Source organism: Alteribacter keqinensis, assembly GCF_003710255.1.
Classification (GTDB): domain Bacteria; phylum Bacillota; class Bacilli; order Bacillales; family Salisediminibacteriaceae; genus Alteribacter; species Alteribacter keqinensis.
On the sequence record NZ_RHIB01000003.1, the window covers coordinates 388113 to 402616 of the forward strand.

Annotated in this window: 15 protein-coding genes; 9 read left to right on the plus strand and 6 right to left on the minus strand. The window is 46.6% G+C overall.

The features are described from left to right. The first annotated feature begins 88 nt into the window (after nucleotides 1–88). Nucleotides 89–658, plus strand: a complete 570-nt coding sequence (locus EBO34_RS17180; protein ID WP_122900866.1) for a hypothetical protein — start codon at nucleotides 89–91, stop codon at nucleotides 656–658. 739 nt (nucleotides 659–1397) lie between these two features. On the opposite strand, the gene EBO34_RS17185 is transcribed toward EBO34_RS17180, so the two are convergent. The 3 genes from EBO34_RS17185 to EBO34_RS17190 form a co-directional block, all read right to left on the minus strand. Continuing rightward, nucleotides 1398–2279, minus strand: coding sequence for an AbaSI family restriction endonuclease (locus tag EBO34_RS17185; protein ID WP_122900868.1), 882 nt, complete (start codon nucleotides 2277–2279; stop codon nucleotides 1398–1400). A gap of 379 nt (nucleotides 2280–2658) precedes the next feature. Continuing rightward, nucleotides 2659–2817, minus strand: coding sequence for a hypothetical protein (locus EBO34_RS20790; RefSeq protein WP_183163932.1), 159 nt, complete (start codon nucleotides 2815–2817; stop codon nucleotides 2659–2661). A 270-nt stretch (nucleotides 2818–3087) separates the two neighbouring features. Continuing rightward, complete coding sequence (locus EBO34_RS17190; protein WP_122900870.1) at nucleotides 3088–3945, minus strand: manganese catalase family protein; 858 nt, start codon at nucleotides 3943–3945, stop codon at nucleotides 3088–3090. Nucleotides 3946–4301: 356 nt separating this feature from the next. On the opposite strand from EBO34_RS17190, the gene EBO34_RS17195 reads away from it, so the two are divergent. Beyond that, the gene (locus tag EBO34_RS17195; protein WP_122900872.1) at nucleotides 4302–5387 is read left to right on the plus strand and encodes a bifunctional transcriptional activator/DNA repair enzyme AdaA; all 1086 of its coding nucleotides are present in this window, start codon (nucleotides 4302–4304) and stop codon (nucleotides 5385–5387) included. A gap of 123 nt (nucleotides 5388–5510) precedes the next feature. Here EBO34_RS17195 and EBO34_RS17200 read toward each other — a convergent pair whose 3' ends face one another. After that, nucleotides 5511–6497 carry an HNH endonuclease domain-containing protein gene (locus EBO34_RS17200; protein ID WP_122900874.1) on the minus strand — a complete coding sequence of 329 codons (987 nt, stop codon included), beginning with the start codon at nucleotides 6495–6497 and terminating at the stop codon, nucleotides 5511–5513. Between the two features lie 209 nt (nucleotides 6498–6706). Between EBO34_RS17200 and EBO34_RS17205 the strand changes: the two genes are divergently transcribed. Genes EBO34_RS17205 through EBO34_RS17220 form a run of 4 tightly spaced genes read left to right on the plus strand, consistent with a single transcriptional unit; the run spans nucleotide 6707 to nucleotide 9334 of the window. Next, entirely contained in the window at nucleotides 6707–7552 is an 846-nt protein-coding gene (locus EBO34_RS17205) for a conserved phage C-terminal domain-containing protein (RefSeq protein WP_249414142.1), read from the plus strand. Between the two features lie 3 nt (nucleotides 7553–7555). Continuing rightward, nucleotides 7556–7876: a replicative helicase loader/inhibitor gene (locus EBO34_RS17210; protein ID WP_122900876.1), complete on the plus strand. Its 321-nt coding sequence runs from the start codon at nucleotides 7556–7558 to the stop codon at nucleotides 7874–7876. Beyond that, the gene (locus EBO34_RS17215; RefSeq protein ID WP_183163933.1) at nucleotides 7815–9119 is read left to right on the plus strand and encodes a replicative DNA helicase; all 1305 of its coding nucleotides are present in this window, start codon (nucleotides 7815–7817) and stop codon (nucleotides 9117–9119) included. The genes EBO34_RS17210 and EBO34_RS17215 overlap by 62 nt, the downstream gene beginning before the upstream one ends. After that, the gene (locus tag EBO34_RS17220) at nucleotides 9116–9334 is read left to right on the plus strand and encodes a hypothetical protein (RefSeq protein ID WP_122900880.1); all 219 of its coding nucleotides are present in this window, start codon (nucleotides 9116–9118) and stop codon (nucleotides 9332–9334) included. Before EBO34_RS17215 ends, EBO34_RS17220 begins: the two co-directional genes overlap by 4 nt. A gap of 247 nt (nucleotides 9335–9581) precedes the next feature. Here EBO34_RS17220 and EBO34_RS17225 read toward each other — a convergent pair whose 3' ends face one another. Together EBO34_RS17225 and EBO34_RS17230 are read right to left on the minus strand one after the other, a co-directional pair. Beyond that, a complete protein-coding gene (locus EBO34_RS17225; protein ID WP_122900882.1) occupies nucleotides 9582–10583 on the minus strand; it encodes a class F sortase in 1002 nt (333 codons plus the stop codon). 72 nt (nucleotides 10584–10655) lie between these two features. Then, nucleotides 10656–12035 (minus strand): copper amine oxidase, encoded by a 1380-nt coding sequence (locus EBO34_RS17230; RefSeq protein WP_122900884.1) that lies wholly within the window; start codon nucleotides 12033–12035, stop codon nucleotides 10656–10658. A 261-nt stretch (nucleotides 12036–12296) separates the two neighbouring features. On the opposite strand from EBO34_RS17230, the gene EBO34_RS17235 reads away from it, so the two are divergent. The 3 genes from EBO34_RS17235 (at nucleotide 12297) to EBO34_RS17245 (ending at nucleotide 14478) form a co-directional block, all read left to right on the plus strand. Further along, entirely contained in the window at nucleotides 12297–12854 is a 558-nt protein-coding gene (locus EBO34_RS17235; RefSeq protein WP_122900886.1) for an RNA polymerase sigma factor, read from the plus strand. Further along, nucleotides 12851–13705 carry an anti-sigma factor gene (locus EBO34_RS17240; RefSeq protein WP_122901414.1) on the plus strand — a complete coding sequence of 285 codons (855 nt, stop codon included), beginning with the start codon at nucleotides 12851–12853 and terminating at the stop codon, nucleotides 13703–13705. The genes EBO34_RS17235 and EBO34_RS17240 overlap by 4 nt, the downstream gene beginning before the upstream one ends. A gap of 218 nt (nucleotides 13706–13923) precedes the next feature. Next, nucleotides 13924–14478, plus strand: a complete 555-nt coding sequence (locus EBO34_RS17245; protein ID WP_122900888.1) for a hypothetical protein — start codon at nucleotides 13924–13926, stop codon at nucleotides 14476–14478. The last annotated feature ends 26 nt before the right edge of the window (nucleotides 14479–14504 follow it).

Below are 14504 nucleotides of genomic sequence, written 5' to 3' on the forward strand. Positions count from 1 at the left end.
TTTTTTGGGTTGAACGGGTACTTCGGTGTTCTATTCAAACAGACTTTTAATATGATAAATTAAATCAAATTTAGAAAGAGGTGAGTTCATGGGAATAATTATCCCAGGAGGAGGAATAATTCCATTTTCAACAGGTATCATCCTCAGTGGTCCTACGGTAGTCTCAGCAGCTCCGAGATTAATGGGTTTTGGCAGTAGTACGGTTCAAGTTATTGACGCTGCTGGAGAATCAACCAGTCCACCAGAAGCCGGTGGTTTTGCTTTCCCAATTCCCTTTGCCGGTACCGTTCAAAATTTACAGGTAAGTGCAGATTTATTGGTTGCTGCTGTTACTTCTATAAATACTCTGGGTCTTCAATATGATTTTACAGTATTCCGTGCACCTTCAGTTCCTAATAACGGGATTGATCATAGTTCATCACCATACTTGACAACTCCCCTAACCAGCTCAGTTAGATTTGGATTTCCGAATAACGTCATTACACCTGGTAACCCTGACGGTTTCCGTACAGCAACGAATATTAATCTTGATTCATTGGAAGTCGCTGAGGGTGATCGTATTGGTATTCGTGTGAGGACGCTTCAGGAGACTGATCCTTCAGCAGCTGATATCACCCAACTCTCGTTTAGTGCCAGTTTATCTTATACTCCTTTTTAATGCATTTTGCATTGTAATTGTCTAAGGAGTAGGTACGATTGATAAAGTAGTGGTTCAAACGGAAGCCGTCTTAAAATAGGTACGAAAGTGAAGAAACAGCGCCCCTGACGCGGGGTGCTGTTTCTTTATTTCAACCAACGAAAGAAGGAATCTGCAGAAAGCCATTCCTGGCGGGGTTTCGATATTTAACCGTCCCTTTAAGTGCGGTCTTTAGAAAAATGAAGTCCTCATTTTTCCCTCTCATTAACAAGCTTTCGGATTCATAAATGCCATGAGTCCGGCCGGAGATCCATCCTCAAATGACAAACCCCAAAATCTTTCTTTCGCAATCCAGTTTAAGAAACTTCAGCTTATTGATAATTTATCACCTTAATCCAGTCGTTTGAATGGGTATCTGGCTGGAAAACAGTAATCAGGAGGTTTTTGGGAGTTGTTGACGAACGTAGGTTCTTATATAGTGCAAGTTAAAGGAGACCTACCTCACACCGGTCTGGTAAAAGGAAGGAGGCAAAGGTGTGGATCAATATTCAGCAAAATAAAGTAGCCTCATGCAAAAAAGCTTGCAGATTAGCCGAGATATCGAGCTTTCTTTCGCTTAAAGTATGGATTCAATCTTTTAACGATAATTGGACGCCGGGTCGATGAGTACCTAACTTACCTATAAAGTCGTTAAGAATTGGATACTTTGTCATGAAGGGTTATGTTCTGGTAAGTCATCCTCTTTTTTTGTATGGCTATATTATAATATTGAAACTTGTTCTTCAATACGCTCATACCGAATAGTCGTCGAATCACCGGGAGCCAGACCGGTGCATTTGAAAATCCCGATAAAGCGATATCTGTTATGACCAAGATTGTCTTTGTATTTTGCAAATACAGCTCGTTTCTGATTTTGTTCCACTTCTTTTTGGAAACCGTTTTTGCGCGCTTCCACAATCTCAGTTGATTCGTGAGATTCATCTATGTAAGACCAGTCGGAAGCTAACGTATTGATCCAGCCGTTTGCAACGGATTTTTTGACGCCATCGACCTCAATGGATAACTTAGGACACCAGAGCCATGTGTTTTCATATATTCGGAAACAGCTCCTCTGATAACCCTTTGCCTGCTTACCGAAAATGGTATTGGCAATATCTTTAATGTTCATAAACGAGACATCGTCATAAACGCTCAATACTTCTTTTTCTTTCAGTTCAACCAGTTGTTCTTCATAAGTTAACCAGTGTAACTCTATAGTTGAGGCACGTTTCCGAATGATCGTTACTGCCTCCCGGATCTGTTGGTCAATTTCTTCAATAGATTGAGTAACGTCCACTCTTAAACAAAGAAAATCATCAATCTCCTCCTCTGAAATCGAGGCAATGATGTCATCCATCCTTAGCTCATCCATATGCTTTTGGTTTTTGTGGTGCGCTTCATCCACTTCCACACCGATATGCAATTGTGGAAAGTATAGATCCATCAAGGCAAATGAACCATTTGCCCTTTTAATGTACTGTTGACTGGCCGGTAAAATATTAAGGTTATCAAGCTTGTGCCAGATGGCTGTTAAAACGTAGTTTTCATAGTCTTTACGTTTTGTTCTGGAAAACGTTCGTACTAAATAGTCCCGTCTGTTCATACTCTGCACCTCTTCTTTACTCTATTTCCAATTATCTCATTGCTTGTCCTCGGCCAAACGTCTGCTTATCATCATTACCTCACTCCGGTCTGGTAAAAGGAAAGAAGATCATCACACTGGTCTTGTAGAGAAAATCTACCTGATAATGAAAGACACAGATTGATAAGGAGAAGCAGTCAAAAAATCAGCACTCTTCTATGGTCTCGAGCTTTTATGCACGAGGCTAATTTATTTTGCTGAAGATCGTTCCACATCAGCTGAAGCGGGGACTTCGATTAAGTAGTTCTTATTTGTGTCCATTCTTCTTATCGACCTAAAATGTGGGGAGCACACGTTTGCTTGTATAGCTAATGAGCGGCCACAATCCGTTATAATACTTCTAAGTTTTTTTCTTGAACAAAGATGATATCACCCATCCGAAGATCCCGCCGCTGCCAATTCCCAATATCAGTGCTGAGGCAATGTTATCGAAAGTGGTAAGCCCAACAAAAGTAAAAACAACAACACAGATAATGTAAATATACCAGTTATGATTCATAGTCTGCCCTCCAATAAAGCATTTTTAAATTCTACTATAGGTATACGAATCAATTGCATTTATGATTCAACAATACAACGGGGCATGGGATTAAACAAAGAAAATGGAGGTAAAAGAATGTAATTCCCGGTCCAGTTTGGAAGTGAGCCGGAAAAGCATAAAAACAGACACAGTGAGCCCTGCGTCTGTTTCAATTTATAAATTAAGATAGGATAAAACAAACCGCTGTATATAGAACTTAATTCTCGCAGCTGTAATCTTCTGTGCTGCTTAATTATTGAGATCATTGAGGCCTGGAGCATGTTCGTTAGGCATGTCAGGCATCTCAGGCACAGGATGACCCTGCGGGGGATCTGTGACAGCTAGTTCTCCACCATCTCTGCTTGGAGTTGTTCCCTGGAAGATCTCACCGATCCGGGTATCGTCCAGGCGATAATTGAATTGGGCATTATGGAAGCCCATCTCGACATATTTACGGCATTCCGGGTATTTGTTTATATCATAATTCGGGATCGGGAATATCGTCCCCCAATCAACACCGAGTGTCTCCAACGCTTTAGCAAATGCATTCTGGTGTGCGTTATCCCTTACAATCAGGAAAGCAATTGTTTCTCTAAGTGTTTTATTGCTGCTCATCTCATAGATCCTTGATTTCTGAAGAACACCGGTGGATTCCAGTACAACGTTATTAAGGAGGTTCGCTACGAGATTTCCATGGTCATATACCCACGATCCGTTCCATGGATTGCCTCCAGCATCAACGGGCAGGGAAGATTTGGCCCCAATAATATAATGATGAGGATTAGCTCCAGATTGGATGACATCATCTAATGGAGCTCCATCAGCCGCCGTGTTTCCCGGCAGATCTCCACCGGATTCATTTAACAGCTGGTTAATGGTCGACTGAACGAGTTCCACGTGGCTGAGTTCTTCCAGAAAGACGCCTCTGATCAGGTCACGATATTGTTTAGCCTTCCCTCTGAAATTGGCACTTTGAAATGAGTATTGCATCATCGTTCTCATTTCGCCGAATTGCCCCCCGAGTGCTTCCTGAAGAACTTTTGCCGCATGAGGGTCCGGCTTGTCCGGCACAATCATATTGATTAAATCTTCTTTGTAAAAATACATGGTCCCATCCACCTTTCAAATAGATTCTCATGTATTCTGTCAAGAAGGGATGATGATTATTCGTTCTACGTCCAATTAATCCGCTTTTTTCCAGCCGCCGGTTTAAGGTGTAGGGGACAATGAGAACGATTGGGTTTCCCAATGCCGGGTAATATTTGACCTTTGCAGAAGGATTGCTCATTGGACTGAAAGGTGTTGTTTTCAGCGTTTTATCAGGCATCTTTCTTAGTGATAAGTGGTTATCCATCATTACTCAGACTTAAAAATCAATGCCTGAATATCGGCTGCATGATTGAAATGGATCTCTATAATAGAAGGAGAACCAAACAAAGGATGAAGGGGAGGCTGGTGGTAAAGTGCTTTCGTTACAGCGGAAAAAAGAATTCTATCAGGCGTTACTCGAAAAAAATACAGAGTTTGATGGCGTTTTCTTCGTAGGAGTCAAAACAACATCCATTTTTTGCAGACCGACTTGCCCTGCAAGAAAGCCCAAATTTGAAAACTGTGAGTTTTACTTAACGGCGCAGCAAACTCTTCTCGCTTCGTTTCGTCCCTGCAGAAGATGCCGGCCCTTGTCCCACCCTAACTATGTTCCGGAGATTGTTCGAACGCTTGTAGAAGCGGTTGAAAAAAATCCGGAAAAAAGATGGAAAGAGAAGGACTTCAAGGAATTATCTGTTGACCCCTCTACCGCCCGGCGTCAGTTCAAAAGAAGGTTTGGTATGACGTTTGTTGAATATGCCCGTGCAAGAAGAATGGGCATTGCGATGAAAGAAATCCGATCGGGCAAACCTGTCATCGAAGCTCAGTTGTCCTCCGGGTATGAATCCAGCAGCGGGTTTAGAGATGCGTTTTCCCGCATTATGGGAAACGCCCCTTCGTTAACTGGAGAAAGGAACATCTTAAAGGTCTCCTGGTTTGATACACGACTCGGTCCCATGATTATTATTGCAGGTGAGGATGGTCTTTATCTCCTGGAATTTGTGGATCGCAAAGGGTTGGAGCGTGAGGTAGAACGTCTGAGGCATAAAACCAAGTCAGCTGTTATTCCAGGCAAAACCAAACATACGCTTTCGATTGAAAGGGAATTGGATCTTTATTTTAAGGGTCACCTGACTGATTTCAGAACAACCATTAAGACAATGGGCACCCCCTTTCAAGAAGAGGTGTGGAAAAAACTGCGGGAGATCCCTCATGGTCAAACACGGACGTATACTGAAATGGCATCCGCAATTGGAAAACCGTTATCCATACGTGCGGTTGCCAATGCAAATGGTGCAAATCAGATTGCGATTGTTATCCCCTGTCACAGAGTCATCAGAGCCTGCGGTGAAACAGGCGGGTACGGAGGAGGCTCTGCCCGTAAAAAGTGGCTGATTAATCATGAAAAGCAGGAAGTAAATGATGTTGAATCAACTAAAACCTGCGAAAATAGTATTTAGGTTTTGTGTAAAAGAGAGCATTATTGAATTTTTGCAGATATAGGGAAAGAGGAGCCGGGCTTTGCGCTGCAGCTCCTCTTTGTTATTAACAAGTACTTTTACTACTAAACTCTTTACTAAAAATTATGGCGCCCAAAGCTGATCGTAGCCGTTCTTCTGTGAATACACATACATCTTCTGGATCTTTTCCTCCTGGTAGCTTTCCAGAAGAGGGGTAATGTCCGCTTCTTTTAACGTAATCAGCTCATCATTCCGTTCTTTGATTTTATCCAAAAACAAGCCGTTAGCGAGCTTGTCCCTCTTCGATGTATTACACTTACTGCAAGCCAGAACGAGATTCCATATCTGATCGGACTGGACGAAGGACCACGGGACAAAGTGATCCACGTGAATCTGCCTTTTCCCACGGCTCAGGTCCTTCTCACAGTAAAAGCAACGCTGTTCAAAATAATGAAGAAGCACTCTCTCAAAAGGCTTGAGGTTGCCGCGCTTTGTGATGTCTTCCACCTTCATAATCACGTGATCCACAGAACGGCCGTTCAGTTCTTCAATCTTTTTGGCCATATGAAAGTTTGTGAGCTGGGTGAGAAGAAGCTGATAGTTGAGCATAAACGAATAAACGTTTGGATCGAACCGAAAGTACTCTGTCCGGTGACTGAACTCATAAAAGCTCCCTCTCGTATCGCCAAAAAGAGCACCGAATACATTGACCTTCATCGCCTGCTTAATTTTCTTTATCATCCGGAGCTGAACGGAAGAAGCAATTTTATCGAAGCTGTAGTCATTCGGTATCGAGTAGGTTTCCCGCTCTTCGATCACAACCCAGGTAGCCGCCGCAGCATTCCGGCTACCTGGGTTATGCTTCTCAATCCCGTGCACCACAACCATATTCCAGTAGACCTTCGCAAACGTATATGCTAGCTGGTCATAAGAGAGCTCGAGGTTCTCATTAACTTCATAAAGATTCTCAATCATCGATTTCATGAGAACGTATTTGTATGTAGAGGATTTAACAGACTTGGAAGACAAAAACGAGGAGAAAATCCTCCAAATCTCTTCATCTGTCAGGTAAGCATTCCGAAGCTTACCTTCTTTTAGTTTATGGCTCATTTATGTAACCACCCGAAATTATAGTTATAGAAACTCTTTAGGGAAATTTATCAATCTATTACCTTTACTTCAAGTTCTATCATCTGAATTCCTGTGAAAAGAACCAATAAAAAAAGAAAGCCCCCAGTATAAACATTTTGACCACCCCATTTTTCCCGTCTCGCGTTTACTTATTAAATGAAGATACGAAAATACGGGAGGCGATGGAAATGAGGAAGCTGAAGAGAGTGGTGTTAAGGGAGGAGCTTCTGGCACTCACCGGTGACTACAAACTGGCGATGGTGCTGAACCAGATGATTTACTGGTCACAGTATGTGCAGGATTTTGACAAGTTTATTGAAGAGGAAGCGAGTTGGAACCATGAGGCGATCGGGCAGAGCCTGGAAGGCTGGATCTTTAAAAAAGCAGAAGAGCTCTCGGAAGAGACGCTGATGAATGTGAGCGGCAATGCCATGAGAAGGTATCTTAAGAGTCTCATTACGTCCGGGTGGCTCGAAGAGCGCGAAAATCCCTATCAAAAGTGGGATCACACGAGGCAGTACCGGGTGAAGCTTGCGAAGATACAGGACGATCTTGTGAAGATCGGGTATTACCTTGCGGATTACCGGATCGACATGACGACTCTTGGTCTGTCAGGGGATCGCCAAAAAGGAGATTCAGCCGTCCATAACGGAGACACAGCCCGATCATCTGACGGTTCAAACGGTCATTCTGACGGAACAATACCAGAGAGTACTACAGAGATTACGACAGATAAAATCCCTTTTGTCGACATTGTCGACTACCTGAACGAAAAAACAGAATCGAAATACAAAGCGACAACGAGAAAGACGAAGGAACTGATTAAAGCAAGATGGACCGAAGGTCATCGTCTGGAAGACTTTAAGACTGTGATTGATCATAAATCAGAAGAATGGCTCATGGATCCGAAGATGAGCATGTTCCTTCGTCCCACTACGCTCTTCGGAACGAACTTTGAAGCGTATCTCAACCGGAAGGCACAACCTGCCCATCGGGATTACGAATTCGAGAAACTTCTGAAGGAGTTGGAGTAGACGATGGATAAACAACAGGCAGCGAAAGTGATCAAGGACATTGACCGTTTTTACCCCGGAAGAATGCGAATGGACATCGGAACAGTGGAGTCCTGGTTCCGTCATCTAGAAAAGGAGGAGTACGACACCGTCATCGGGCGACTGGATGCCTATGCGAAAGAGAACAAGTATCCTCCGACCCTGTTTGATCTTCTCGATAATCCCCGTCCGGAACGAGACCGCAAGGGGACAGATAAAGTCAAAGAGTGGGAGGCGAAGGCGAGTGGTGGACCAGTGGAACATTCAAGCGGAGTTGATGCTCTTTGGCTGTATCCTTTTAGATAACACGATCATCAAAGAAATCGAAGTCCGTCCCCAGCATGTGTCTTTTTACCACCAGTCGATCCTGAAGGGCATGCTTGAGATCGACCGGGACGGAGAAGAAATCAACCGGGCCACCCTTCATGAAAAGCTCGGCAACAACCTGATGGCCCAGTGGGATATTGACAGAGCCATCGATTCTGTTCCTTCCCCCCATTCCTATGCCCTGTTCGAGAAGATCATCTTCCGGACGTGGAAACGAAACCAGGTCCGTCGTCAGGCAGAGAAGTTCCTTGATAAAACGAAGGAAGCAACCAACGATGACCACGTCTCGGGCTTTGTAAAAGAAGTGAAACTGATCGAAGCCGTCACAACGAAAAAGGCGGACTTTGTTTTAAAGGACAAGCTCATGGACGTATATGACGAAGCCGTGAGCGGGACAGTGGATCAGGGGCTCAAGTCAGGCTACACCGAGTATGACCTCCTCACGAACGGACACGGAAAAGGGCAGCTCATCATCGTTGCTGCAAGACCGTCCGTCGGAAAAACCGCCCTTGCCATCAACATGACCATGGGCCACATGGAGAACGGCGGCTACGGTCACCTCTACTCCCTTGAAATGAGCATGAAGCAGCTCGTAAACCGGATGATTGCATGCAAAGCCCGGATCAACTCACAGAAAATGCGCGATCCGAAAAGACGGTTCGATGAAGAGGACTGGACCCGCTACGGAAACGCCATGAGTCTTCTTTCCCAGCAAAGCCTGTACATCTGTGATGAGTCGTCGGTCAAGGTGAGTGAAATGTATGCAAACACCCGTAAGCTCATCAGCCAGCATCCGGACAAGCACCATTTTCTCATCGTCGATTACCTCCAGCTCCTGCAGCCCATCTCCAAAAAAGGCAACCGCCAGGAGCAGGTCACCGAAATTTCACGGGCACTGAAAACGATCGCAAGGGATCTGAATATTCCTGTCATCGCCCTCTCCCAGCTGTCCAGGGGCGTGGAAACACGCCAGGACAAACGCCCGACCCTGGCCGATCTCAGGGAATCGGGCAGCCTTGAGCAGGACGCCGACACCGTGGCTCTGTTATACCGGGACGACTATTACGACCCGGCCGCCTCTACGAAAAAAGAAATGGAAATCATCATCGCCAAACAGCGGGAAGGCCCCGTAGGCACGATCACCCTCACCTACGAAAAAGAATACAGCTTATTTTTAAACAAAGAAGAAAGCCCGTCCGGCAGGGGAGGCGATGCTCTTTGACAATCAGAGAACTCTATCATTTTGCCATCGCCGGAAACTACATGAGCCTGATTTACCTGATCGAATGGCTCCGGTATGACCAAGGCATCTCTATGGAACGGGACGCAAAAAACATCGATTACATCTTCGAAACCTACGGAAAGGACCTCAGCCACCACATCACCGCCTACCAGAAGAAGGTGGAAGAAAGAGGCAGGCATACGGATTTTAAATAGATAAAACAAGTCAATATATTTGAAGATACCGTTGGCAACAACCTGATGGCCCAGTGGGGCATCGACAGATACCTCACAAAAAAAGCCCTGCAAGAGGCAGGACTTCTGAACATGGAAGCCTTCTATAGGTAAATTGTATGAAAAGCCTCACTCAACTTATTAATCCGCTGTATAACGGGATCTGGACGTAGAGGGGAAGGAGGGGAGTGCCCGCTTCCTGCTCAATCTGCAGCCTCCCTGGTTGTTATTAATCCCTAAAAGAGGCGATTTCTGACGGATCTGACTCAAGTCCGTCGCCGTTAACTGACGTAATATAAAACGCGTAATCGGCTGCCCCCTCGGTCCGGAGGGATTTCCTTTCGTGGGCCGATACGCTTTCTATGTGGTCAAATGCCCCTGTTTCTTTGTTTTCACGGTAAATGCGGTAACCGATGACCGCCTCATCACGGACCGCGTGCCATGAAATACGGTTGTGCTGGACGATTACGTTTTCCGGTGCTGCAGGAGGGGCACCTTCAAAATCTTCAGCCGGTTCTTCTTCTGCCTCAGGCTCGACCAGTTCTGTGTAAACGACGAGCCGCTGATCATGTGTCCCTTCTGCGCGGTCAAACGTGCCGGAACAAGTAATCAGGTTCAGGCGTTTTTTATCCGTTGGTCCGAAGATTTCTTCTATGGGGGCGTCGTTGCGGCCATAGCTGACAGTTAGTTGCACCTCAAATGTCAGCGGTTCACCGTCCTCTCCGCTCACGTGAATCTCGTCACCCGGCTCGAGTTTGTTCAAATCCCAGAATACCGCGGGTCCTGTCCGGCTGTCCACATGCCCTGCAAGGACCGCATTCCCGGTGTTTCCGGGCATTGTGCCCGGTTCGAACCAGGCCACACCCTCTGCGTCGGCCGGTACGCCCATCTGTCCGTTATCCAAAACACCGACAGGTTCGATGTCTGCTTCTACCTCAATGGCGGGAATCGATAGGCTCAGAGGTACGATGCCATATTCAGGCGCCGGTTCCGGTTTAGTGTCTGCTTGATCGTTCTCCTCACCGCCAAGGCGGACAAATTCGTCGTTCAGATCAATCGCGCCCGGTTCTTCCTCTTCCGGGACAGAAGCATCCTTCTGAATAGGATCACCTTCAAATTCAGGATCCGCCTCCCATTCTGTTTCGATCATTCCTTCATTACTTCCATACACGAAGGTAAAACCGGCCAGAATGGCGAGACCCAGTGACAGGATGAAGATTCTCAGCTTCATGTATCTCACTCCAAAGCAGGAAAAGGAAGAGAAGACGCGGCTCCTCTTCCTTTTCTATTTATTTAAAATCCGTTACGCCTGTACCGCCCTTTTGCGGAAGTATACTGCAGCACTTGCTGCCAGCAGGGCACTGATTGTTATCCAGAGCATCATGCCGGTGTTTGATCCGGCACCGCCTCCCATACCGGTCTGCGGCATTTCTTCAGGCATGTCGCCAGCTTTAAATTCTTCAGGGAACTGATCCACAAATGCGCCGGACAGTGTTTCACCAAGCGCGAACATGTGGTGGTAGCCGTGACGGAAGTGATCATACGTCATGCTGTAGTCCTCATCCACATATGCGTCAAACGTGTTTGTTACATCAGCCACGTGGGAGGAAACGTTCTCTTCTCCGGCTTCAGCAGGAATGCGTCCTTCTGTTGCCTCATCAAGGAAACCTGCAAACTCAACCACATAGGCGTCAAGGTCCATCTCAGCCTGTTCCCGAGCTTCCATGTCGCCTTCTGCAGTGGCAACAACCATGTCACCGAAGAAGTCGATGTGGCTCTGCCAGACGGGTTCAAACGCTGCAGCGCCGTCGTCACCGTAAATGGATCCCATTGCGGCAGCGAGATCTGATGTGTTTTCATCAAGCGCCCAGCCGGCAAAATCAAAGTCTTCCGCACCGTCATAGCCTTTCTGCATTTCCAGGACCGCAAAAGCGAAGTGCTCGGCCATCAGATGGTTCAGAGCCGCTCTTAGATCCGCCGCCGGAGTGCTTACTTCTGTATTGTCGAATTCCTCTGGCATCTGGTCGACAATGGCACCGGACAGGGCTTCACCGATATCAAACATATGGTGGATCCCGTGACGGATGCCGTGGTAGGCTTCTTCAAATTCCCCGTCTGCATAAGCATCAAAGACACTTTTTACGTCCTCAACGTGACCGGCGATATTTTCTTCCCCTGCTTCAGCCGGAAGGCCGCCTTCTGTTGCTGCGTCAAGAAATGCGGCAAATTCCTCTACATAGTTTTCGAGGTTCATTTCCGCCTGTTCCCGGGCTTCCATGTCACCTTCTGCAGTGGCAACTGTCAGGTCACCGAAAAAGTCGATGTGGCTCTGCCAGATGCGCTCAAATTCCTGAGCGCCTTCTTCACCGTAAACGGATTCGATGGCAGCGGTGAGTTCCGCCGTGTTTTCGTCAAGTGCCGCACCCACTTCTCCAGCGTCTTCACTGCCGTCAAAGGCTTTCTGCATGAAAGCAACGGTAATAATGTAATGTTCGGAAAGAAGATGGTCCAAATGTGTTCTCAGGTCTGAAGCCGGTGTGGATACCTGAGGGGTGTATTCACTGTAGCCGTCTCCATGGTCGTGACCGTCATCGCTGTGATCGTGGGCAAGTGCGTTTCCCGGAACGAGAAGCATCCCCGCCATCGCCAAAGCTGCAATTCCCTTTGTTTTTCTTTTGAACATGTTTCAACTCTCCTTTTTGTTTGTGTTTGTGTTTCTGCCCAAGCTAACGGAAGTGATCGGGAAATGGATCACTTTTTGCAGAAAAAAGATTTATTTATTTTGGAGACGCAGCTAAGAATCCCGTCATGGCAGTGTTTTTTAGGTGAATTTATTGACGGTCGATTCCAGCCTATTAAAAAGTGAAAATGAAAGTGATCCAATTCACTGAAACAACCGTTATGATAAATACAGAGATTTCATTTTGACAGGAAGGGGCGTCCAATGGCTATTAAAGATGATAAACAGCTGTACAGGCGTATTCAGGAGCAGGATCAGGCTGCCCTTGAAGCACTGTACGATAAGTATGAAAAGCTTCTTTTTTCGTTTGCCTTGAAAATGGTTCAACATCCGCAGGCAGCCGAGGAGGTTGTCCAGGAAGTCATGCTGAAGCTGTGGAGGGGAACCGGGCACTATGATGATACAAAAGGAAAATTCTCCTCGTGGCTTTTGACAATGACAAGGAATACGGCGATCGACCAGATCCGCAAGCAGAATAAACAGGAAGTTCATTTAACCAATGAGTGGGAGCCTGGAGACTCAGGTACCCGCGTAGAAGACATGATAGAGTGGAAAGAACAGGGAGAAACATTGAAGAAAGCGATCCGGACACTGAAAAAAGAGCAGATCGAAATCGTGGAGCTCTTCTACTTTAAGGGGTACTCACAGAAAAAAATCGCAGAGAAAACAAATCTGCCTCTTGGAACGATCAAAGGACGAATCCGGCTTGCGCTGAAACATCTGCGCCAGGAGCTTTCAGTGGAAAGGGGGACTCAGCTATGAATACCAGCCAGTGTGACCGCCTCATTGATTATTTCAACCGGCAGCTGAGTGAGAATGAACAGAAACAATTTGAAGCGCATCTGTCCTCGTGTGAGGATTGCAGGGAGGAGCTGATGGAGTTGCGGGAATTAACGGACGATCTTCCGTTTCTTGCGGATCCGGCAGAACCTCCTGAAGATATGAAAAAACGCGTCCTTGCCAATGTGTTTGCAAATGAAGAAAAAAACGTCCGTGGCAACGGGGTGGATACTAAAGAAAAGAATAACGACCTTGTTGCAGGTCCGGGCACCAGCCGCAGAAAGTCACCAATCCTTTTAGGGTCTCTCGCTGCATCACTTTTGCTTTCTGTCGGGCTCAACACCTGGCTCTGGACAGAAAACAGGGAATTGGCAGGGGAAAACGAACAGCTTGCAGGGGAATTTCAGCAGGTGGCTGAAGAGCGCAACGAACTGGTCACGGAACTGACGGCTATCCGGGACGCCCTTGATGAAGAAACCGCCCCCGGAACGGCACAGGTCGTTCTATCAGCGGGACTGGACTCTACCCTCGGTGAAGCGAGCAACGGATTTGCGACGCTCATAACCGAACATGATAAAGTGCAGCTCGTTATTCAGGTAAGTGATATGCCGGAGCTTTCAGGAACCGAAGCTTATCAGGCATGGATTATCGAAGGGGAAACCCCGATTCCTGCCGGAAGCTTTAAAATTGACGAAACCGGTAACGGCGCTGTCGCTTTTAACATGCAGGACCTTGAAGAGCTCAACGTGGATCAAATTGCCATCACTCTCGAGCCCCGGCCGAACAACGAACTGCCTGAAGGAGAAATCCTTCTTGCATCGTCAGGGCAGTAAAATATAAAAAGCAGTTTGGCTGTTGGGATTGCAATCCCAACAGCCATTATTGTTTACCCGCGTGGTCATTATAACGATGCAGACTAGATTGACCTCAGCCACCACATCACAGCCTACCAGAAGAAGGTGGAAGAGAAAGGCAGGCATACGAATTTTAAATAGATAAAACTGGTTCATATGTTAATATATTCATATACACTGACCAGGGGGAAGAGAGAATGGGGATGGCGAAAAGGAAGAGGACGATTGCGGTTGCGCTGCTGCTTGGGGTGATTGCCTTTATTACAATCCATCTGCAGGGGGCGGATAAGGACCTGATTGAGAGTGCGATCAGGGAGCAGTGGCACGTGAGGGATATGCAACACATTGAGCTGGTGGACGACACGAAGGCGGTGGCGTTTTTTGAAACGGCAGACGGAGTGGAGCGGGAAATGTATATGGAGAAAAGCTGGTTCAGGTGGACGAGCAGGATTGATTACACGTTTGAACCGGCAAAAAAGAACTACCCGTTCTTTCTGTCTTTTTTCGGCTCCCCGTACCATGAGGAGGGCGATATGAACATGGTTCTCGTCAGGGTCTTTGACCAGGACATCAGCACCATCCAGCTGGAGCATGGAGATGCGGTCCTGACTGAGCTTGAGATCCTCGCGAAGGGATCGGACATGGAGCGGTTCGCCCTTGTCCGTTCAGACAATGATGCCATGTTCAAGGCAGACTTCATTGCCTACAATAGCGACGGTGAGGTCGTTTATACGAACAGCCCGCCACAATAAGCAGCACAATCATATGACACGAATCG